General features: G+C 66.0%; 20 protein-coding genes. 10 read left to right on the top strand and 10 right to left on the bottom strand.

The window, feature by feature from the left end:
• The gene (locus ACRCUN_RS31150; RefSeq protein WP_462145467.1) at positions 1-1,452 is read left to right on the top strand and encodes an NAD-dependent succinate-semialdehyde dehydrogenase; all 1,452 of its coding nucleotides are present in this window, start codon (positions 1-3) and stop codon (positions 1,450-1,452) included.
• A gap of 17 nt (positions 1,453-1,469) precedes the next feature.
• Here the strand turns inward: ACRCUN_RS31150 and ACRCUN_RS31155 are convergent, their stop codons facing one another.
• The 3 genes from ACRCUN_RS31155 to ACRCUN_RS31165 form a co-directional block, all read right to left on the bottom strand.
• Entirely contained in the window at positions 1,470-1,850 is a 381-nt protein-coding gene (locus ACRCUN_RS31155) for a hypothetical protein (protein WP_462145468.1), read from the bottom strand.
• A gap of 140 nt (positions 1,851-1,990) precedes the next feature.
• Positions 1,991-3,883 (bottom strand): acyl-CoA dehydrogenase family protein, encoded by a 1,893-nt coding sequence (locus ACRCUN_RS31160; RefSeq protein WP_462145469.1) that lies wholly within the window; start codon positions 3,881-3,883, stop codon positions 1,991-1,993.
• Positions 3,884-4,071: 188 nt separating this feature from the next.
• Positions 4,072-4,548 carry a nitroreductase family deazaflavin-dependent oxidoreductase gene (locus ACRCUN_RS31165; protein WP_462145470.1) on the bottom strand — a complete coding sequence of 159 codons (477 nt, stop codon included), beginning with the start codon at positions 4,546-4,548 and terminating at the stop codon, positions 4,072-4,074.
• A 96-nt stretch (positions 4,549-4,644) separates the two neighbouring features.
• Here ACRCUN_RS31165 and ACRCUN_RS31170 point away from each other — a divergent pair, with 96 nt between their 5' ends.
• Entirely contained in the window at positions 4,645-5,859 is a 1,215-nt protein-coding gene (locus ACRCUN_RS31170; protein WP_462145504.1) for a CaiB/BaiF CoA transferase family protein, read from the top strand.
• A gap of 107 nt (positions 5,860-5,966) precedes the next feature.
• On the opposite strand, the gene ACRCUN_RS31175 is transcribed toward ACRCUN_RS31170, so the two are convergent.
• The 3 genes from ACRCUN_RS31175 to ACRCUN_RS31185 form a co-directional block, all read right to left on the bottom strand.
• Positions 5,967-6,857: an NAD(P)-dependent oxidoreductase gene (locus tag ACRCUN_RS31175; protein WP_462145471.1), complete on the bottom strand. Its 891-nt coding sequence runs from the start codon at positions 6,855-6,857 to the stop codon at positions 5,967-5,969.
• Positions 6,858-6,866: 9 nt separating this feature from the next.
• Positions 6,867-7,247, bottom strand: a complete 381-nt coding sequence (locus tag ACRCUN_RS31180; RefSeq protein WP_462145472.1) for a carboxymuconolactone decarboxylase family protein — start codon at positions 7,245-7,247, stop codon at positions 6,867-6,869.
• Between the two features lie 144 nt (positions 7,248-7,391).
• Complete coding sequence (locus ACRCUN_RS31185) at positions 7,392-7,841, bottom strand: STAS domain-containing protein (protein WP_462145473.1); 450 nt, start codon at positions 7,839-7,841, stop codon at positions 7,392-7,394.
• A gap of 249 nt (positions 7,842-8,090) precedes the next feature.
• On the opposite strand from ACRCUN_RS31185, the gene ACRCUN_RS31190 reads away from it, so the two are divergent.
• The 6 genes from ACRCUN_RS31190 to ACRCUN_RS31215 are packed head-to-tail and all read left to right on the top strand — an operon-like array spanning position 8,091 to position 15,438.
• Positions 8,091-8,432, top strand: coding sequence for an L-rhamnose mutarotase (locus tag ACRCUN_RS31190; protein WP_462145474.1), 342 nt, complete (start codon positions 8,091-8,093; stop codon positions 8,430-8,432).
• Between the two features lie 47 nt (positions 8,433-8,479).
• Complete coding sequence (locus ACRCUN_RS31195) at positions 8,480-9,790, top strand: MFS transporter (protein WP_462145475.1); 1,311 nt, start codon at positions 8,480-8,482, stop codon at positions 9,788-9,790.
• On the top strand, positions 9,787-10,950 hold the full coding sequence (gene rhaI / locus ACRCUN_RS31200; RefSeq protein WP_462145476.1) for an L-rhamnose isomerase: 1,164 nt from the start codon (positions 9,787-9,789) through the stop codon (positions 10,948-10,950). The genes ACRCUN_RS31195 and rhaI overlap by 4 nt, the downstream gene beginning before the upstream one ends.
• A gap of 2 nt (positions 10,951-10,952) precedes the next feature.
• Positions 10,953-12,989, top strand: coding sequence for a bifunctional aldolase/short-chain dehydrogenase (locus tag ACRCUN_RS31205; RefSeq protein WP_462145477.1), 2,037 nt, complete (start codon positions 10,953-10,955; stop codon positions 12,987-12,989).
• Entirely contained in the window at positions 12,986-14,428 is a 1,443-nt protein-coding gene (locus ACRCUN_RS31210; protein WP_462145478.1) for a rhamnulokinase, read from the top strand. The genes ACRCUN_RS31205 and ACRCUN_RS31210 overlap by 4 nt, the downstream gene beginning before the upstream one ends.
• Positions 14,429-14,445: 17 nt before the next feature.
• Entirely contained in the window at positions 14,446-15,438 is a 993-nt protein-coding gene (locus ACRCUN_RS31215; RefSeq protein WP_462145505.1) for a LacI family DNA-binding transcriptional regulator, read from the top strand.
• Between the two features lie 422 nt (positions 15,439-15,860).
• Here ACRCUN_RS31215 and ACRCUN_RS31220 read toward each other — a convergent pair whose 3' ends face one another.
• From ACRCUN_RS31220 to ACRCUN_RS31230, 3 genes are read right to left on the bottom strand one after another with little or no spacing between them, the layout of a single operon-like run.
• A complete protein-coding gene (locus tag ACRCUN_RS31220; protein ID WP_462145479.1) occupies positions 15,861-16,469 on the bottom strand; it encodes a LutC/YkgG family protein in 609 nt (202 codons plus the stop codon).
• A complete protein-coding gene (locus ACRCUN_RS31225; RefSeq protein WP_462145480.1) occupies positions 16,466-17,935 on the bottom strand; it encodes a LutB/LldF family L-lactate oxidation iron-sulfur protein in 1,470 nt (489 codons plus the stop codon). The genes ACRCUN_RS31220 and ACRCUN_RS31225 overlap by 4 nt, the downstream gene beginning before the upstream one ends.
• Positions 17,932-18,666, bottom strand: coding sequence for a (Fe-S)-binding protein (locus ACRCUN_RS31230; protein WP_462145481.1), 735 nt, complete (start codon positions 18,664-18,666; stop codon positions 17,932-17,934). The genes ACRCUN_RS31225 and ACRCUN_RS31230 overlap by 4 nt, the downstream gene beginning before the upstream one ends.
• A 79-nt stretch (positions 18,667-18,745) precedes the next feature.
• Between ACRCUN_RS31230 and ACRCUN_RS31235 the strand changes: the two genes are divergently transcribed.
• Together ACRCUN_RS31235 and ACRCUN_RS31240 are read left to right on the top strand one after the other, a co-directional pair.
• On the top strand, positions 18,746-19,432 hold the full coding sequence (locus tag ACRCUN_RS31235) for a FadR/GntR family transcriptional regulator (RefSeq protein WP_462145482.1): 687 nt from the start codon (positions 18,746-18,748) through the stop codon (positions 19,430-19,432).
• Positions 19,429-19,881, top strand: coding sequence for a hypothetical protein (locus ACRCUN_RS31240; protein WP_462145483.1), 453 nt, complete (start codon positions 19,429-19,431; stop codon positions 19,879-19,881). The genes ACRCUN_RS31235 and ACRCUN_RS31240 overlap by 4 nt, the downstream gene beginning before the upstream one ends.
• Before the next feature lie 3 nt (positions 19,882-19,884).
• On the opposite strand, the gene ACRCUN_RS31245 is transcribed toward ACRCUN_RS31240, so the two are convergent.
• The gene (locus tag ACRCUN_RS31245) at positions 19,885-21,123 is read right to left on the bottom strand and encodes a DNA polymerase domain-containing protein (protein WP_462145484.1); all 1,239 of its coding nucleotides are present in this window, start codon (positions 21,121-21,123) and stop codon (positions 19,885-19,887) included.
• Between the last annotated feature and the right edge of the window lies 1 nt (position 21,124).

A 21,124-nucleotide genomic window follows, 5' to 3' on the forward strand; every position in this document is an offset into this window, starting at 1 on the left:
GTGAACGCTCAGAACGTGATCGCCGAACTCGACACGAAGCACGGCATTCTCGTCGGCGGCAGCACGCATGGCGCGTCGCGAACCTTCGAGGTGCATGACCCCGCTAGCGGGCTCGTGATCGCCGAGGTCGCCGACGGGACCGTGGCCGACGCGGAATCCGCCGTCGACGCCGCGCATCGGGCCTTCGGTGATTGGGCCGCCAGCAGCCCCCGGCATCGCAGCGAAATCCTGCGCCGCGTCTACGAATTGATGATCGCCGACACTGACCGACTGGTCGCGCTCATCTGCGCCGAAAACGGCAAATCGCAAGCCGACGCCCGCGCGGAGGTCGGCTACGCCGCGGAGTTCTTCCGCTGGTTCAGCGAGGAGGCAGTGCGGACCGACGGTGCGTACGGCATCAGCCCAGCCGGGGGCGCCCGGACGCTGGTCACGCACAAGCCGGTCGGCGTCGCAGCGCTTGTGACGCCGTGGAACTTCCCGGCGGCCATGGCCACCCGCAAGATCGCGCCCGCACTGGCCGCGGGTTGCACGGTGGTGCTGAAGCCGGCCGCCGAGACGCCATTGACGGCGTTGGCGATCGCCGCGATCCTGTCGGCGGCCGGCGTGCCCGACGGTGTGGTCAACGTGGTCCCGACCACGGATGCCGCCGCCGTGGTGTCGGCCTGGCTGGCCGACGACCGGGTCCGCAAGGTGTCGTTCACCGGTTCCACCGGCGTCGGACGGGTGCTGCTCAAGCAGGCCGCCGACCGGATCGTCAATGCCAGCATGGAACTCGGCGGTAATGCGCCGTTCGTGGTGACCGCCGACGCCGATGTCGCCGCTGCGGTTCAGGGTGCGATGGTGGCCAAGTACCGCGGTGGCGGGCAGGCCTGCACCGCGGCCAACCGGTTCTATGTGCATGCCGCGGTCGTCGACGAGTTCGTCCACAGGTTCTCGGCCGAAGTGTCGGCCTTGCGCGTTGGCCCGGCCTCCGACCCGGACTCGCAGATCGGGCCGCTGGTCAGTGCTCGCGCCGCAGAGCGAGTCGCTGCCGCGATCGATGCGGCGGTGGCCGATGGAGCGGTGATCGCGGCCGCGGCCGAAACCCCGGACGAGGGTTGGTTCGTCGCGCCGACGGTGTTGACCGGTGTGGCTCCCGACGCGGCCATCATCGCCGACGAGATCTTCGGACCCGTCGCACCGGTGGTGGTGTGGGAGAACGAGGACGATCTGCGGCGTTGGGTCAATGACACCGAATATGGGTTGGCTGCATACATTTACGCCGGTCGGCTGCAGGACGCGCTGCGGCTTGCGGAGTCGTTCGACGCCGGCATGGTGGGCATCAACCGTGGAATCGTCTCGGACCCGTCAGCCCCGTTCGGCGGTATGAAGCAGAGCGGTCTCGGCCGTGAAGGGGCTCGCGACGGACTGCACGAGTTCCAGGAGACGCAGTACTTCAGCGTGGAGTTCTGACGCGGGTCGCTTGACGCTCAGAACGGCGCAGTGTGCAGCATCAGGCTGAACAACAACAGGGCCATGCACAACAGCGAACCGAGCGCTACGAGACACATGCCTGCGGTGATGAGCCAGTTGGCGTAGTGGCGCTTGGCACGCCCGCTGTTGGCCAGCCGTTTGTCCCGTGCGAGCTCGCAGGCGACGCGGGCGAATTCCACATTCGTCAGTTCAGCGTCGGCTGCGGGCGCGCCTGCGGCGATCTGACGAAGGCGTGCCGCGGAAATGGTGACGCCGACACCGGCGAAGCGCCGGCTCAGCCGACGCGCCTGTCGCCGGCTGAGCCGATGATCGCCTAGATACGTTGCGTGCGGCCGATGTCCCCATCCGCCGCGACGCGCGTTCGACGGGGTCGTCATAACCTGTTCAGTTTAACCGCCCGCAGCGTTACACACGCCCTAAATGTCAAGTGCCGCCGTTGGATTCGGCCATAGGTGTCGGCGCAGGCAGTAGCCGGAGCGACGCCGTGGCGCCCGCCACGGAGTCCACCGCAAGTCGGTCAACGGATGACCCGGTGTACGTCGGCCTCGATGTCGCCGCCTTCCTGAGCGATCCACGGCCCGTCGATCGACGGGTCGATGATGCCGTCCTCAAGCCACGTGTAATGACCGGCGAGAACCCCGCGGGCCAAGGTTCGGTCGGAGTCGTCGCTGTTGTCCCAGAGCTGGGTGAACAGTCGGTCGGTTCGCACCCGGGCCTGCCGGCAGAACGCGTCGGCGAGTTCCGTTGCGGTGTCGGGTTCGCCGTCGCGCCGGGACCGGACACACGCTGCCGTCATCGCGAACAGCTCGGCGCCGATATCGACGATCCGGCCCAGGAACCGCTGCTTGTGCTCGAGCTTTCCCTGCCACCGGGACATCGCATAGAACGTGCAGCGCGCCAGCTTCCGGCTGGCCCGTTCGACGTAGCGCAGGTGTTCGGCCAGCGGCCCGAACTCGGTGAACGATGTTGGCAGCTGGCCTTTCCCGGTGACCAGGGTGGGCAGCCAGCGCGCATAGAACTTGCCTGCCTTCCCGGCGGCCTTCGCCTTGTGCCGCAGGTCGGCGTCGGGGTCGATGATGTCGCCCGCTACCGACAGATGCGCGTCGACGGCCTCGCGGGCGAGCATCAGATGCATGATCTCGGTTGAGCCTTCGAAGATCCGGTTGATGCGCAAGTCGCGCAGTATCTGCTCGGCGGGCACCCCGCGTTCGCCGCGCGCCGCCAGCGACTCGGCGGTCTCGAAGCCCCGCCCGCCGCGGATCTGCACAAGCTCGTCGGCGATCAGCCACGTCATCTCCGAGCCGTACAGTTTGGCGAGCGCGGCCTCGATCCGGATGTCGGTGCGACGGGCGTCGGCCAGCTCGCTGGCGAGCTCGACCATCGCCTCGATGCCGTATGCGGTGGCCGCGATGAACGCCACCTTGCCTGCCACGGCGTCGTGTTCACCGACCGGGCGTCCCCACTGCACGCGTTCCTTAGACCATTCCCGCGCGATCTTCACACACCACTTCGCGGTACCGGTACATACCGCGGGCAGTGACAGCCGTCCCACGTTGAGCGTCGACAGCGCGATCTTGAGGCCTTCGCCTTCACGGCCGATTCGGTTGGCAGCAGGCACCCGCACATCGGTCAGTTTGGTGAGACCGTTCTCGATGCCGCGCAGTCCCATGAATGCGTTCCGGTTCGCCACGACGATGCCGGGGGAGTCGGCTTCGACCAAGAACGCGGTGATGCCGCCGCGGTGCCCATCGCTCTTGGGTACTTGAGCCATGACCACCAGCAGGTCGGCGATGACGCCGTTCGTCGTCCACAACTTGACGCCGTTGAGGACATAGTCGTCGCCATCGGGCGCCGCGGTCGCGTGCAATCGAGCCGGATCGCTCCCGACATCCGGTTCGGTGAGCAGGAACGCGCTGATCTCCCGTGTACACCGGGGGAGCCAGGTGCGTTTCTGCTCATCAGTGCCGAACATCGACACCGGCTGCGGCACGCCGATCGACTGATGCGCGGACAGCAAGGCGCCCAGCGCGGGATGCACCGAGCCGACCAGTGTGAGCGCCTTGTTGTAGTAGACCTGCGACAGTCCGAGCCCGTCGTACTCGGTGCCGATCTTCATGCCGAACGCACCGAGTTCCTTCAAGCCCTGGATCACCGCGTCCGGTATCTGAGCGTCGCGTTCGATCACCGCGGCGTCGATCTGCGACTCGCAGAACTTGCGCAGCCGTGCGAGAAATGCCTCGCCGCGTTCCGTCGCGTCGGTCGGGCCGCGGGGATGCGGATGAACCAGATCCAACCGCAGCCTGCCGAGGAACAATTCCTTGCCGAAGCTCGGCTGGCGCCACTGCGCCTCGCGTGCCTGCTCGGCAACCTGCCTGGCCTGGCGTTCGTTGACTTCTCCGGTGACGGTCATCGCCGACCTCCAACCAACGGTCCTACTCGACGGTAACCCCGTCGGGTGGTCGCATACCCGCAAACGGTGAGACTCACGCGACTGCGAAGCCCTGGCCACGTGCGTCGAACGCGAGCCAGCGGGCATGGTGTCTCTCGAAACCTGATATCACCGGCGATAGCGCGTTTCCCGAGCGGTTTGTGCGTGCGTCAGTCGCTGGTCGGCCGTAACGCAACAAGCCAGAAGGGGCGGGCCACCGCACGTTCTTGCGCCAACGCGTAATTGGGCCAGAAGTCGAGTGTGGCGGTCCAAGCGCGTTGACGCTCAGCTCCGGTCAGGTGCTCGACGGTGACGGTTTCGCAGCATCCGTTGCGACTGACACACGCGCGGTCCGTGGCCCGGAGGTTGCGTGCCCAATCCGGATGGGTCGGGAGCCCCCAGTTCGAGCCCACCAACAGCATTGCCTGGCCGTCGGGTACATATTGCACGATGACCGTACGCGGGATGCCAGACTTGCGTCCGGCCACGGTCAGTTGCAGCGAAGGCACGCCGACGACCTCGAGTACGCCGACCCTGCCGCGGCTGAGAAGACGCAGCAGCCGTTCGATTGGCGGTACAAGGCGATGCCACCTGAGCATCAGACGGTAGAAATACGGATTGCCGGCCACCGTGCGGGGAAGGCTCACGTGGCAACCATAGTGGCGGGCGTGACGACTGACAGAACCCGCGTCTCGCTACACTTACCGTAAGTCCAACGGTTAGGGGTTGCGTTGATCAAGGTTATGCAGGGTGTGCGGGTTCTTGAGGTCGCGCAGTTCACGTTCGTACCCGCCGCGGGAGCCATCCTCGCCGACTGGGGTGCCGACGTCATCAAAGTCGAACATCCGGTGCGCGGTGACACGCAGCGCGGGTTCATCAACATGGGCGGCTTCGAGCTCGACCCCAACCGTCACCCGCTCATCGAGCATCCCAACCGGGGTAAGCGCAGCGTCGGGATCGACATCTCGCAGCCGGGCGGGCAGGACGTGCTCTACGAGATCGCCAAGACCGCCGACGTGTTCCTCACCAACTACATGCCCCAGGCGCGACAAAAGAACAAGTTCGATGTCGAACACATCCGGGCGGCCAACCCCGACATCATCTACGCCCGCGGCAGCGCTTACGGCGACAAAGGGCCGGAGCGCACGGTCGGCGGATTCGACGGCACCGCATTCTGGACGCGCAGCGGCGTGGGGCACGCCCTGACTCCCGAGGAACTGGGTGGTGCGCTGTCGCAAGGCATCCCGGCATTCGGGGATTCGATCGGCGGCATGAACATCGCGGGCGGCATCTCTGCCGCGCTGTTCCACCGCGAACGCACGGGTGAAGCGCTCGAGGTCGACGTCTCACTGCTGTCCACCGCATGGTGGGCCGCCGGTGCGAGCGTCACGCAGGGTATGGAGACCGGCGAGACGATGCGCTCGCTCATGCCGGATTCCATCGGCCCAACGGTCAATCCGTTCCTCGGCAACTACCTGACCTCGGATGGCGGCACCATCAACCTGTGCATCGTCAGCCCCACCGGCTACATCCGCGACGCGTTCGAGCATCTGGGCTTGCCCGAGCTGGCCGACGATCCACGCTTCTCCGACGTGCTTCCACTGATCGAAAACGCCGAGGCGGCAGCTGAACTGATCGCCAAGTCGATCCGCAGCAAGCCCTTCGAATACTGGCGCGAGCACCTCAAGACGATGAAGGGTCAATGGGCACCGTTCCAGAGCCTGGTCGACCTCAGCACTGACGAGCAGGCCATCGCCAACGACATGATCGTCGAAGTGGACTCGGCTGACGGCGGCAAGCCGTTCCGCGTGGTGCGCGGGCCGGTGCAGTTCAACCATGAACCGCTCGAAACCACCCGCGCCCCACAAGCTTCCGAGCACACCGAGCTGGTGCTCATGGAGTTGGGAATGGACTGGGACCGCATCGCTGAACTCAAGGACGCCGGCGCGATCGCCTAGTGCCCCCACGCCCGGGATTGTCCGCGATTGTCACGCCAACGCCCACGATTGTCACGCTGGAGTGGCTGTCGAAGCCGACCGCCACTCCAGCGTGACAATCAGGGCCGTCAGGTCTGACTACCGACGATCACGCCGGCCGCGGCCTCGACGGGTTTGACGATCGAGGTGAAGTCCGAGTCGGGGCCCTCGTCTCGCAGCGTGGTCTCCCACAGTGCGGCAACGGTTTCGGCGATATCGGTCGGCAGGCCCAGGCTCTTGGCTTCCTCCAGGTACAGCCGCACATCCTTGACCATGAGGCCCGTCGCGAAGCCGAAATCGAACGTGCGCGGCAGCACGGCCTTGGGAAACTTGTCGCGACTGGCGTGGGTGGCGCCCGAACCGGCGTTGAGGACTTCGATCATGACGGCGGGATCCAGCCCCGCCTTGACTCCCATGACCATGACCTCGGCGGTCGCCGCCAAAGTGGCTGCCGCCATGAGGTTGTTCACGAGCTTCATGGTCTGCGCGGCGCCGGGTTGCTCGCCGACGAAGATCGGCCTGCCGAGCACTGCGAGCACTGGTTCGACGGCGTCGAAGTCGTCTCGCGGCCCGGAGACCATCAGCGCCAGAGTTCCCTTCTCCGCGCCGTTGACACCTCCGCTGACCGGGCAGTCCAGCGCAGCCACGGCTCGTTGTGCGAGCGCGGAGTAAATCTGGCGGGAAGTCTCACTGCCGACGGTGGACAGGTCCACGAACCGCTTGACCCGACTGCCCGCGATCACGCCGTCGGTGCCGGTGGCCACCTCGAGGGAGACCTGCGGTGTCGGCAGGCTGGCCAACACCGTCTCGCAGCGGTCGGCGACATCGCGTGGCGTGCCTGCCGCGGCGGCACCGAGTGCGACGGCGACATCTACGGTTTCACGCCGCGCATCGCAGACCACCAGTTGATGGCCGGCACCGATCAGTCGCCGCGCCATCGGGAATCCCATGTTGCCCAGGCCGATGAATCCGATATCCATGGCGATGGCCTACTTCGCGTCGAGTTCGGCGAAGACTTCGCGGGCCATCCGGAAGCTGTCGACTGCGGCAGGCACGCCCGCATAGATCGCGACCTGCAGAAAGACCTCGCGTATCTCCTCGCGCGTGACCCCGTTGGTGAGTGCTCCCCGGATATGGGTGCGCAGTTCATGCGGTCGGTTGAGCACTGAGATCATCGCGAGGTTCAACATGCTTCTGGTTTTGAGGGCCAGCCCGTCGCGGCCCCAGACCGCACCCCAGCAATATTCGGTTACGAGGTCTTGCAGCGGTTTGTTGAAATCGTCCGCGTTTGCGGTGGCCTGTGCGACGTAGTCGTCGCCGAGTACCGCGGAACGAATCTCACGGCCCTTGTCGTATGTGGCTTGGTCCATGCCTGTTGACGATAAGGGCCGTGAGGTTGCCGGTAGGCCCGGCCTTATGAGGGTTTAGTGAGCGGGGTGCACCGCCCGGCGGCGCCGGTGCAGCAGGGCGGTGAGCCAGCGAACGTCGATCAGCATGTCGGATGGGCCTTTCTCTCAGGCGCTCTTGGTAAGCAGGGGCAGCAACCGGCGGCGAGCCAGGTTGCCTTCGGCGAAGTGATGCAGTGCCTCGGGCACCGATGCGGCCAGCGGAACGCCCGCGTCTTCCTGGCGCAGCTCAGCCGCAACGGCCGGGCTCGCGATGACGGCCCAGTCCACGCCTTCGGCGGCGCAGCGGTCATCGATGTCGTAGAACATCGAAACCGCTTCCGGGGCAAAGTTGTTCACACCGCTCAGGTCAAGGGCGAACGGCTTCTCCGCGAGGACGAACCGGCCGACGTACGCGGCGATTCGCTCGAGGTTGCCGTTGTCGATGTCTCCCTTGACCGTCACGACGGTCGCCAGCTGACGGCAATGTGCCCGCATCGAGGCGCCGTCGCAGACGACTGCCGGATTGCCGTATCGAAAATGGTGATCCGAAGCCGGGGTGTTGCTCGTGATAGTCATGATCAGCCTCCCGTCGGTTTCTAGAGCTGGCGGTTGGGCTTCGTCGCTTCAACCTGTCCACAACGCTAAGCGGGCAATCTAAGGCGGCTGGGAGCTGCCGATAATGCTTTGCTAAGAACCTCGGCCGTACTGGTCGGTAGCTGAATTCGCATTTCTTCGCGCAGGTCGCGGTCTTGACGATGGCGCGGAAGCTGGTCTAACGTGACCGCCATCACGAATTGAAACGTTTCAATCTTGAAAGCGGCCTAAATGACTGTCCCCACCGCACCGAACAAGCAGCGCGTGTGCTTCCTCCTTCAACTTCGGCCGGACAGGATGGATGAGTACCTCACCATCCATGAAAAGGTGTGGCCGGAGATGCTGGATGCGCTGTCCACGGCGGGGTGGCGCAACTACTCGCTGTTCGTGCGGGAAAGCGACGGCTTGGTGGTCGGCTACCTGGAAACCGACGACTTCGCGCTCGCACAGAAGCGGATGGCCGAGACCGACGTCAACGCGCGCTGGCAGGCCGAGATGGCCGAGTACTTCGTGAGCGGTGACAAGCCCGACGAGCAGATGCGGCCGTTGTTCGAGTACTTCCATCTCGACTGACGCCCGCTGACGCGACCACTCAATACCCGTCCAACCTTAGGAAACCCATGAAGCTCGGAGCGCGCTCCACCACCGGTTGGCGGGCCACCATCGCGGTGGCCATGTCCAACTACATCGAAGCCGGGTCGATCATCGCCATCGCGACCAGCCTGGGTTTCTGGCAGGCCGAGTTCGGCATCAGCAATTTCGCCGTCGGCCTTCTCGCCGCGCTCAGCGCCAACGCGTTCGGCGCCGCCATCGGCGCCATTCTCGGTGGACCGCTGTGCGACCGCTTCGGCCGTAAGGCGATCTACACCTATGACCTGCTGGTGTACATGGCCGGCGTGCTGCTGGCGGCGTTCGCGGTCAACTACGTGATGCTGCTCGCCGCGTTCGTCATCACCGGCATCGCGGTGGGCGCGGGTGTACCTGCGTCGTGGACTTACATCGCCGAACAGGCGCCGTCGACGGATCGGGCCAAGCATGTCGGTACCGCCCAGCTGGCGTGGTCGACGGGTCCGCTGATCGGATTCGCACTGGCCGCCGCCCTGGCGCCGCTCGGTCTGCTCGGTTCCCGATTGATCTTCGTGCACCTGTTCGTCGTGGCCGCCGTCGTGTGGTGGGTCCGCCAGGGGCTCGTCGAATCGCAGATCTGGACCGACGAGGCGAAGGTCGAACCGCGCGAGGTGGCCTCTGCGGTGGGCCTGCGCGGGCTGCGCGGATTGTTCTCGAAGCGGGTCAACATCACGGCCCTGTTGTTCCTCGGCGGCATCTATCTGTTCTGGAACACCGTCGCGGGACAGGCGGGCATCTTCATGCCACGCGTCTACGACACCGCCGGTCTGCACAGCCCGGTCGCCCAGAACCTGCTGCAGGTTCTCGTCTGGGGCTGCACCGTGCTGGCCACGTACTTCGGATTCATGCGCTATGCCGACCGGATGTCGCAGCGCCTGCTCTACGTGATCGGTGCGGCACTCGGCATCGTCGCCTGGATCGTGCTGGTGGCCTTCACCGACAACGGCGTTCCGACGATGTTGGTCTTCGCCGTGCTGTGGGGCATCTCGTCCGGTATCGGCGCGCAAGCCTTCTACAGCCTGTGGGCCAGCGAACTCTTCGCCACGCCGTACCGCGCCAGCGCCCAGGGCGTGATGTTCTTCGTCGTCCGCACCATGACCGGCGTGCTCAGCTACTTCTTCCCGACGCTGCTGGCCGCCACCGGTCTGACCGCCGTCGGTGTCCTGCTGGTCGCGCTGCTCACCGTCGCCCTGCTGATCGGCGCGGTCTGGGCGCCGGCCACCCGCGGGAGGACACTGCAGGAAATCGAGGTCGAACGCTACGGCGCGCCCGTAAGCCATCGGAAGGAAAGGACCCCGGCATGAGTCCCATCAGCTTGCATCCGACGCTGGACAACCTCGCGATCGAACTGCCGTCATGGGCCTTCGGTAACTCTGGTACGCGCTTCAAGGTCTTCGGCACCCCTGGCACGCCGCGCACCATCGAGGAGAAGATCGCCGACGCCGCGACCGTGCACCGCCTCACCGGATTGGCGCCGAGCGTCGCACTCCACATTCCGTGGGACACGGTCGACGACTACGCGGCCCTGTCCACCTACGCCGCCGAGCAGGGCGTCGTGCTGGGCACGATCAACTCCAACACTTTCCAGGACGACGACTACAAGTTCGGCAGCCTGACCCACACCGACAAGGCGGTCCGGCAGAAGGCCATCGATCATCACCTGGCGTGCATAGAGATCATGAACCAGACGGGGTCTCGCGATCTCAAGATCTGGCTGGCCGACGGCACGAACTACCCGGGGCAGGGTGACATCCGGGGCCGCCAGGATCGATTGGCCGAATCGCTCGCGTCGATCTATCAGCACATCGGCCCTGACCAGCGAATGGTGCTGGAATACAAGTTCTTCGAGCCGGCCATGTACATGACCGACGTGCCGGACTGGGGCACCTCGTACGCGCAGGTGAGCGCGCTCGGCGAACGGGCCATGGTGTGCCTGGACACCGGCCACCACGCGCCGGGGACCAACATCGAGTTCATCGTCGCGCAGCTGCTGCGGCTCGGAAAGCTCGGATCGTTCGACTTCAACTCGCGCTTCTACGCCGACGACGATCTCATCGTCGGTGCGGCCGACCCGTTCCAGCTGTTTCGCATCATGTTCGAGGTGATCCGCGGCGGTGGGCTGGATACGGGCTCGGGCGTCGCCCTGATGCTCGACCAGTGCCACAACGTCGAAGCCAAGATTCCCGGTCAGATCCGGTCGGTGCTCAACGTGCAGGAGATGACGGCCCGCGCCCTGCTGGTCGATACCGAAGCCCTCGCCGCCGCGCAGGAAGCCGGCGATGTGTTGGGCGCCAACGGAATCTTCATGGACGCCTTCTATACCGATGTCCGCCCGGCGCTCGCACAGTGGCGCACCGACCGGGGTCTGCCCGGCGACCCGATGGCGGCGTTCGCCGCATCGGGCTACCAGAACACCATCAACGCCGATCGCGTCGGCGGAACCCAATCCTCCTGGGGAGCATGAACATGACCAATGAGACCGTCACCGAGTTGATCGGCCGTTCCAACCGGCTCGGCTCCGATCCGAAGAACACCAACTACGCCGGCGGCAACACGTCGGCCAAGGGCACCGATATCGACCCCGTCACCGGCCAGCCGGTTGAGCTGCTGTGGGTCAAGGGATCCGGCGGAGACCTCGGCACACTCAGCGAGAAAGGGCTCGCGGTGCTGCGGCTCGACCGCATGCGCGCACTGGTCGACGTGTATCCCGGTGTCGAACGCGAGGACGAGATGGTCGCCGCGTTCGACTACTGCCTGCACGGTCGTGGCGGCGCCGCGCCGTCGATCGACACGGCGATGCACGGCCTCGTCGATGCCGATCACGTCGACCATCTGCATCCCGACTCGGGGATCGCACTGGCGACGGCCGCCGATGGAGAGGCACTGACCAAGCAGATCTTCGGCGACCGCGTGGTGTGGGTGCCGTGGCGGCGACCGGGTTTTCAGCTCGGCCTAGACATCGCCGAGATCAAGCGTCGCAACCCCCAGGCGATCGGCACCATCCTCGGTGGGCACGGCATCACCGCATGGGGCTCGACTTCGGCTGAGGCCGAGGCGCATTCGCTGGAGATCATCGAAACCGCCGAGCGCTACATCGAGCAGAACGGGCGTCCCGAGCCGTTCGGCGCTCCGCTGCCCGGCTACGGCCCGCTGCCAGAAGATCAGCGCCGCACCAAGGCCGCCGAACTCGCCCCGTTCATCCGCGGATTGGCCTCAACCGACAAGCCGCAGGTCGGGCACTACACCGACGATCCGCGCGTGCTCGAATTCCTCTCGGCCGCCGAGCATCCCCGTTTGGCGGCGCTGGGCACCAGCTGCCCCGACCACTTCCTGCGCACCAAGGTCAAGCCACTCGTACTCGATCTGCCCGCCGGCGCGCCGATCGATGAGTGCAAGGCCCGGCTGGCCGAGCTTCACGAGGCCTACCGCGTCGACTACCAGGCGTACTACGACCGGCACGCCACCGCCGACAGCCCCGCCATCCGCGGTGCCGACCCGGCGATCGTCCTGATTCCCGGTATCGGCATGTTCAGTTACGGCAAGGACAAGCAGACCGCTCGGGTGGCAGGCGAGTTCTACCTCAACGCCATCAACGTCATGCGCGGCGCGGAGGCCATCTCGACTTACGCGCCCATCGACGAGTCGGAGAAGTTCCGCATCGAATACTGGGCACTCGAAGAAGCCAAGCTCGCCCGGATGCCCAAGCCCAAGCCGCTGGCCACCCGCATCGCGCTCGTCACGGGCGCGGCTTCGGGTATCGGCAAGGCCATCGCGACCCGGCTGGCCGCCGAAGGGGCCTGCGTGGTGATCGCCGACCTGAACGGCGAGAAGGCTGCCGAGGCCGCGGCCGAGATCGGCAACAGTGACGTGGCGGTCGGGATCGCGGCCGATGTCACCGACGAGTGCGCGGTGCAGGCGGCCGTCGACGCGACGGTGCTCGCGTTCGGTGGTATCGACATCGTGGTCAACAATGCCGGTCTGTCGCTGTCGAAGTCACTGCTGGACACCACGGCCGAAGATTGGGATCTGCAGCACAATGTGATGGCGCGTGGGTCGTTCCTGGTGTCGAAGGCCGCTGCGCGTGCGCTCATCGACCAGAAGCTCGGCGGCGACATCATCTACATCTCGTCGAAGAACTCGGTGTTCGCCGGGCCCAACAACATCGCCTACTCGGCCACGAAAGCCGATCAGGCGCACCAGGTTCGGCTCCTCGCCGCCGAACTGGGCGAGCACGGCGTGAAGGTCAACGGCATCAATCCCGACGGCGTGGTGCGCGGTTCGGGCATCTTCGCCGGCGGCTGGGGAGCCAAGCGCGCCGCGGTGTACGGCGTTGCCGAAGAAGACCTCGGCAAGTACTACGCACAGCGGACCCTGCTGAAGCGTGAGGTGCTGCCCGAGCACGTTGCCAACGCCGCGTTCGCGTTGTGCACGTCGGACTTCTCCCACACAACCGGCCTGCATGTGCCGGTGGACGCGGGTGTCGCCGCGGCATTCTTGCGATGAGCGCTCAGGTAGCTGCCGTCGACCTCGGCGCCACGAGCGGCCGGGTCATGGTCGCCGACATCGACGGCGACCGGTTGGATATGCGTACCCTCGCGCGGTTCTCGAATGATCCGGTGCGTTTGTGGGACGGCACCCGGAATGCGTTGCACTGGGACATACCCGGCCTGTACGGACACGTCGTGGAGGGCCTCACACGCGCGGGACGCGAATGCGACAACCTGGTCGGAATCGGCGTCGACTCGTGGGCTGTCGACTACGGCCTGTTGCGGGACGGCCGGCTGCTGTCGCAGCCCATGCACTATCGTGACGCACGGACGGAGCGGGGTGTCGAGCTCGTGCATGACGTTGTTGCTATGCGAGAGCTGTACCAGCGCAACGGTATTCAGTTCTTGCCGTTCAACACGGTCTACCAGCTCGCGGTCGAGCGTGCCGAGGGCATGCTCGACCTGGCCGACACGGTGCTGTTGGTGCCCGATCTGCTGACGTATTGGTTGACGGGGGATCGGGTTGCCGAACGGACCAACGCCTCGACCACCGCACTGCTGGGTTTGGACGGTGCGTGGGACCGCGAGCTGATGTCGCGGCTTGGCCTGCCGCACGCGCTGTTCCCCGATGTCGTCGACGCAGGCAGCAGCAGAGGACCGCTACTGACCGAGGTTTCCGCACAACTGGGCGTGCGCGCCGAGGTCGTGTCGGTAGCGTCGCACGACACCGCGTCGGCCGTCGCCGCGATCCCCATGGACGCCGAGCAGGCGGCGTATATCTCCTGCGGCACATGGGGGTTGGTGGGCGTCGAGTTGTCCGGCCCGGTGGCCACCGAGGCCAGCCGCACCGCCAACTTCACCAACGAGGTCGGCGCTGACGGCCGAATCCGCTTCCTGCACAACGTCATGGGCATGTGGCTGCTCAGCGAAACCCTCCGGCAGTACGAGCGGGACGGCCATGACGTCGAACTCACCGATCTGCTCGAAGACGCCACGCATGTGCCCGCGCCGCAGGAGGTGTTCGACACCAACGACCCACGGTTCCTGCCGCCCGGTGATATGCCGGCACGCATCGTCGACTGGTACACCGAACGCGGTCTTCAAGCACCTGCCGATCCCGCACGCATGGTGCGTGCGATCCTCGAAAGCCTCGCTGCGGCATTCGCCTCGGCGGTGTGCACCGCCGCGGAGCTTTCTGGGGTGACCGTCCGCACGGTCCACATGGTCGGCGGCGGTTCGCAGAACGAACTGTTGTGTCAGCTGACCGCGGACCGGCTTGGCATGCCGCTGCTGGCCGGTCCGGTCGAGGCGACCGCGCTGGGCAACGTGCTGCTCACCGCCCGTGCACAGGGCATCGTCAGCGGCGGTCTCACCGAGTTGCGCGAGCTCGCCTCCCGATGGTTCCCGCCACGGCGGTACGTGCCGCGGACCAGTCGGGCCGCCGCCATGGTGTGATGGTTCACGTGGTGAGCATGCGCGAGGTCGCGGCTGCGGCGTCGGTGTCGGTGGGCACGGTCTCGAATGTGCTCAACGCCCCGGACAAGGTCGCGCCTGCCACGGTCGCGCGGGTGCAGGCCGCCATCGACCGTCTGGGGTTCGTGCGCAATGACGCCGCGCGTCAACTGAAGGCGGGACGATCGCGAAGTGTCGGACTGGTCGTGCTCGACATCGGCAACCCGTTCTTCACCGACATCGCCCGAGCCGCTGAACGCCGCGCCGGTGAACACGATCTGACCGTGCTCCTCGGCACGTCCGACGACGACACCGACCGCGAACGCGCCTATATCGACGCCTTCGATGAGCAACGGGTCTTCGGACTGCTGGTATCTCCAGTCGGGGAGGATCTGCAGCGGCTGACCGCGCTGCATGAGCGTGGAACCCCCGTCGTGCTCGTGGATCGTGACGGCAGCGGCACCCCGTTCGACTCGGTCGCCGTCGACGACGTGGCCGGTGCCCGGCTGGCGGTGGAGCACCTGTGTGCAACCGGCCGGCGCAGGATTGCGTTCGTCGGCGGCCCGGGCACGCTGCGCCAGATCCGGGATCGCCGTCGTGGCGCAGCGGAGGCCATCGCCGAAACACCCGGCGCGCAATTGGAAATCATCGATACCGCGGCGCCGAGTGTGCAGGCAGGCACTGCGGTGGGTGAGCAGTTGCGGCAACGAGCTCCGCGGGCGCGGCCGGATGCGGTGTTCTGTGCCAACGACCTGCTGGCGATCGGCGTTTTGCAGGCGCTGAGTCTCATCGGTGACCTGCGAGTGCCTGACGATATGGCACTGGTCGGTTACGACGACATCGATTTCGCCCGGTCTGCCGTCGTCCCGCTGACCTCTGTGCGGCAGCCCACTCGCGCGATCGGCTCCACGGCCGTAGACCTGCTGATCGCCGCATCGGAGGATTCCGTGCGCCGTCGGCCGAAACATGTGGTGTTTCAACCGGAATTGATTGTGCGAGGGTCGACACGGTAGTCGCCGTGCCCGGCTATTAGCGACAATGTCGCTGAAATCGACTCAACAGCAACATGTGTCACGCCAGTCGCGGTCGCCGAGAATTAGTGGTTCACTTGCGCCTCTTCGGCCACACCGATCTCATGTTTTGGCGTGCCCGCCTTGTAGCGACATTGTCGCTGGCCAAGTGGACAACGGACAACAGTGGCTATCAACGGCATTCGATGTCGCAACTACGCCGAGGGCTACTGCCACATACTGACTGGGATCCTCGGCATAGTGGCAGATCACTGCACCAGTAACGCTGTGGCGGCCGCAGGCCCGAATCTCCGCCGTAGCGTTACTCGCGTGAACTTCTCGAATACTCGGCGACTTTGTCGCTCATAGTCGGGGCGCATCCTCAACGGCCGGGAGGGTTGTCGCAAGCCTTCAGCAAGGACGCGTCACACGATCAGCACGTCGAGCGTCCGTGGACCATGCACACCTTCCACCCGCTCCAGTTCGATGTCGCTCGTCGCGCTGGGGCCGGAAATGAACGTCAGCGGGCGATCGGTGCTCAGGGCCGCGAATCCCTGTGGCACGGTGTCGACGATTTGATCGGCGCGCACGACACAGATGTGATGATCGGGCACCAGCGTGATCGCGCGTCGGCCCTGCGTCGGCCCGGCATCGAGCACGATCGTGCCGGTCGCGGCAATGCCGACCGCGCAACCGGTCAACACCGCGTCGACGTCGTCCAACTGCTCGATGTCGAGAACCGGATCGTCGGCGACGGTCCGTACACCGCGCACCCAGGCAGCCGGGAGATCGGCGGGTATCACGACAGTGGCTTCGGGCCCGACGAGTCTGCTTACCGTGGAGGAGATTTCGTCGACGTCGATGTGGTACACGTTGGCACGGTATTCGGCGACCGCCTCGGCGAAGCGCGAGATGTCGCCGGGCCCGCTGAGCGGCGCCCGATCGTAGTCGCGGGGTACTGTCACCAACGCGGGCGGCGCGGCGGCCAGCGCATCGCGGATGCGGCCCAGCACGGCCGTCCTGGCGTCGGTCATCGCCCGTCCTCTCCGTGCGTGCGGGCCCACCACTGCCGGAACGTCTCCTTCGGTGGTTCCGGGATGTCTCGACTGGCAGTCCATTTCGACGCCGGCCAGGGGAGGGCGGAGATACGGTGGTCCTTGCCCGCGATGAGTCGTCCTGCCGACAATGCCTTTTCCGCCAACGAAAATCGGCCTGCGCCCGCCATCGCCCACCCAGCGGCTTTCATCGCGAGGTCCTGGCCACCGGGCAGGCCGCCACGTTCGGAATCCACCTGCTCTGCACGTAGATGCACGAGGATCGACGGGATGTCGATGCGCACCGGGCACGCTTCGAAACATGCGCCACACAGCGACGACGCATACGGCAGGCTGGCGTTGGGATCGTCGTGGCCCGTGGTGCCGGTCAATTGTGGACTCAGGATTGCCCCGATCGGACCGGGGTAGACCGATCCGTAGGCGTGCCCGCCCGTGCGTTCGTAGACCGGGCACACATTGAGGCACGCGCTACACCGAATGCAGTGCAGCGCAGAGCGTCCCACCTCGTCCGCGAGCACGCGGGTGCGGCCGTTGTCGAGCAGCACCAGGTGGAACTCCTGAGGCCCGTCACCGGGATGCACACCCGTCCACATCGAGGTGTAAGGATTCATCCGCTCGGCGGTGGACGACCGCGGCAGCAGTTGCATGAACACTTCGAGATCGGAGAACGTCGGCACGATCTTCTCGATGCCCATCACCGTGATCAGGGTTTCGGGCAGCGTCAGGCACATGCGGCCGTTGCCCTCGGATTCGACCACAGCGAGCGTACCCGTCTCGGCCACACCGAAATTCGCACCGCTCACCGCTACCTTGGCGGTCAGGAACTTGCGCCGCAGATGTGCGCGGGCGGCCATTGCCAGGACCCGCGGTTCGTCGGTGAGTTCGCCGGCATCAGGCATCTCGCGTTCGAAGATCTCGCGGATCTCGGCGCGGTTACGGTGGATCGCGGGCACCAGGATATGGCTGGGCTTGTCGTGGCCGAGTTGCACGATGAGTTCGGCGAGGTCGGTCTCGAACGCCGCGATCCCTTCGGCTTCCAGGTGTTCGTTGAGGCCGATCTCCTGGGTTGCCATGGATTTGACCTTGACGACCTCGTCGGAGCCGGTGGCGCGGATCAGCTCGGTGACGATCCGGTTCGCCTCATCGGCGTCACGGGCCCAGTGGACGACGCCGCCCCGTTCGCTGACGTTGCGTTCGAGTTGCTCAAGCAACTCGGGCAGCCGGGCCATCACGTCTTGTTTGATGGCGCTGCCCGCGACCCGAAGCTCTTCCCAATCAGCACATTCCGCGACTGCTCTCAGGCGCTTTGCGCGAATCGTATGGGTCGCGTGGCCGATGTTGCGGCGCAGTTGCGAGTTGGCCAGCGCCGTGCGGGCCGCACGGGGAAATGACTCGTCGCCGCGCAGGTTGCCCAGGCCGGGGTTGCCGAGGAACGTCGCGGTCATGCCGATGCCGCCAAGATCTCCGCCAGATGTACGGTGCGCACTCCCGACCGCAGCCGGCTGAGCCCGCCGCCGATGTGCATGAGGCAAGACGAGTCACCCGCACTGCAGACCTCGGCACCGGTGTCGAGGATGTGGCCCATCTTGTCGGCGAGCATCGCGGTGGAGGTGTCGGAGTTCTTGATGGCGAATGTGCCACCGAATCCGCAGCAGGATTCCGCTGCGGGCAGTTCGACCAGGGTGAGCCCTTGGACATTGCGCAGCAGGCGCAGCGGCTTGTCGCCCACACCGAGCATGCGCAGCGAATGGCAGGTGGGGTGGTAGGTCACGCGGTGCGGGTAGTAGGCGCCGACGTCGTCGATACCGAGCACGTCGATCAAAAACTCCGAAAGCTCGTAGGTACGGGCCGCGATGGCCTCGGCGCGGACGGCCAGATCTTCGTCGCCGGCCCGGCGGGCCACCATGGCGTGCTGGTGGCGGACCGAGCCGACACACGATCCGGACGGGGCGACGACTGCGTCGCATTTCGATCCCTCGAAGGATTCGACGTGATTGCGGACGACTCCGACGGCCTCTTTGAGGTAGCCGGTGTTGATATGCATTTGACCGCAACAAGTCTGGCTCGACGGGAAGACCACCTGGTGGCCCAGCCGCTCGAGCAGTTGGACCGTGGCGATGGCGGCGGGTGGGAAGAGCGCATCCGCCAGGCAGGTCGCGAACAGGGCGATTCGCATGAACACTCCTAGGCTGTGGTCTGACCACAATAACGTGTGTGGTCAGACCATACCAGCGAAAGGCGCTATTCTCGTCGGCATGCGCGCACACGAGCTGGTGCTTGAGCGGATCGAACGGGATCTGGTCGCGGGCACGCTGGCGGTGGGCGACCGGTTGCCTGCCGAGCGTGCATTGGCCGAGAGCCTGTCGGTCAGCAGGGCCTCGGTGCGCGAGGCGATCCGAGTGCTGGAGGCCATGGGAGTGATCCGGACGGCGGCCGGCTCCGGCCCCGACGCCGGCGCCATCATCACGGCCGACGCCGCCACCTCGATCGGATCGGCGTTGCGCTTGCACACCGCAACCAGGGCATTGCCGATCGAGGATCTGGTTCGTACCCGAATCCTCCTGGAGACCTCCGCATTACGCGACGCCGCCGCGCTGACTCCGCGTCCTGATCTCACCGACATCAGGGCCATGCTCGACGCCATGGACGACCCGGCACTGGAGCCCGAGCAGTTCCACCGCCTCGACGCCGACTTCCACGTCGCGCTGGCGGCGCTGGCCGGCAATGTGGTGGTGGAGGCGATGATGGCCGCGCTGCGCGGCCCGATCCAGGGCTACATCCTGGCCGGCGTGCCGCTACTAGACGACTGGGCGGGCGTCGCGTCGAACCTGCGCTGCGAGCATCGCGGTATCGTCACCGCCTTGTCGCGTGGGCAAGGTAACAAGGCCGCTGAACTGGCCCGAGCCCATATCCAGGGGTATGTAGATCTGATCGGCGGGTGACCGCTGGGCTACGGTTGTTCATGCTCGTCAGTCGGTATGCCAGCTGGACGGTGATCGCCGTGGCCGGACTCACGGCCGCGTGCACCGACGGGGCTAACACCACCGCTGCATCACCCGAGCATGCAGTGCACCGGCACATCGCCGCCGCGAAAACCGGCGACGTCGCAACCCTTCGTTCCGGAGCATGCGGAGCATTGGCGACCGCGATCGAGCCCCACACCGACGATGAGGTTCGCGCACACTTCCTCGAGGCGTACGCCGCGGGACCAGATCTGCTGTCGGTCGAACCCGATGGCGAGGGCAACCGGCGCATCGTCACCGGCTACTACAGCGATATCGCCGATCTGGACATCGCGTTCACCGTCGAGAACCGCGATGGCTGGAAGGTATGCGAAATTCGCCGAGGCAATGGAACATTCGTGCCGCTGCCGGGAGCGTTCGAGCGCTGACGATCAACGCCGCCACTGCGCGCCGTTGTAGTGCTCCCACGGACTGTAGTCGGCGATCAGTTCTTCTTGCGGCGGGCGTTCGGTTTCCGGCACATGCTGCAGGTTGATGCGAATGCGGTACCAGATCGAGCTCGGGCCACGCATGCCGTCGACCAGAATGTCCACGGGCTCAAGCTTTTCAGCCACAGCGGGATACCGCTTCTTCCACACGTCGAGCGCGGTCATCGCCTCCTCTTTGGTTTTCGTGCGGGCGATCTCGATCAACGGCATGGTCGATTGCCTGCGCCCGTCGCGCGACGCGCCCTTCGGCGCCTTCTCAGCCGGCCCGAGTTCTTCGGCAAGGGCCAGTAGCGCGTCCAGGTCGCCGACGGAGGTGTCCATGCCCTCCCACGGATCGCCCAACTCGGCGAACCGGTCGGGCACCGTGGCGATCGTGAAGGCCTCGGGTCGGCACTCGGCCACCTCATCCCAGCGCAGCGGGGTCGACACCCGCGCGTCCGGCGTCGCGCGTACCGAATAGGCCGAGGCCACCGTCCGGTCGAAGGCGTTCTGGTTGAAGTCGACGAACACGCCTTCGCGTTCCTCTTTCCACCAGCGGGCGGTCGCCAGATCGGGAGCGCGGCGCTCCACTTCGCGGGCGACGGTCTGGGCGGCGAGCCGGACCTGCTTGAACGGCCAGCGCCGGTCGATCCGGGCATAGATGTGAAACCCACGTGAGCCGGACGTCTTAGGCCAGGCCGTCAGGCCGTAATCCTCCAGGACCTCGCGGGCCACCAGTGCCACGTCGACGATCTGGCCCCACTCGACGCCAGGCATCGGGTCCAGATCGACCCGCAACTCGTCGGGATGTTCGAGGTCGTCGGACCGCACGGGATGCGGGTTGAGGTCGACACAGCCGAGGTTCACCGCCCACGCGAGCCCCGCGGCGTTGCGGATCACCGCCTCCTTGGCCGACGTGCCGGAGCGGTATTTGAGCTCGGCAGCGTCGATGTAGTCGGGCCGCTTCTCCGGAGCCCGCTTCTGGAAGACGGCCTCGACGGAGATGCCCTTGACGAAGCGTTTGAGGATCATGGGCCGGTCGTAGACGCCGCGCAAGGCACCGTCGGCCACTGCTTGGTAATAGCGGATCAGGTCCAGTTTTGTGACACCCGGACGGCCGTTGAACTCAGGGAAAACCACCTTGTCCGGGTTGGTGACCGACACCTGTAGGCCGTCCAACTCCAGCGACAGTGCACCGGCCATC

The sequence above is a fragment of the Mycobacterium venezuelense genome (assembly GCF_054919535.1).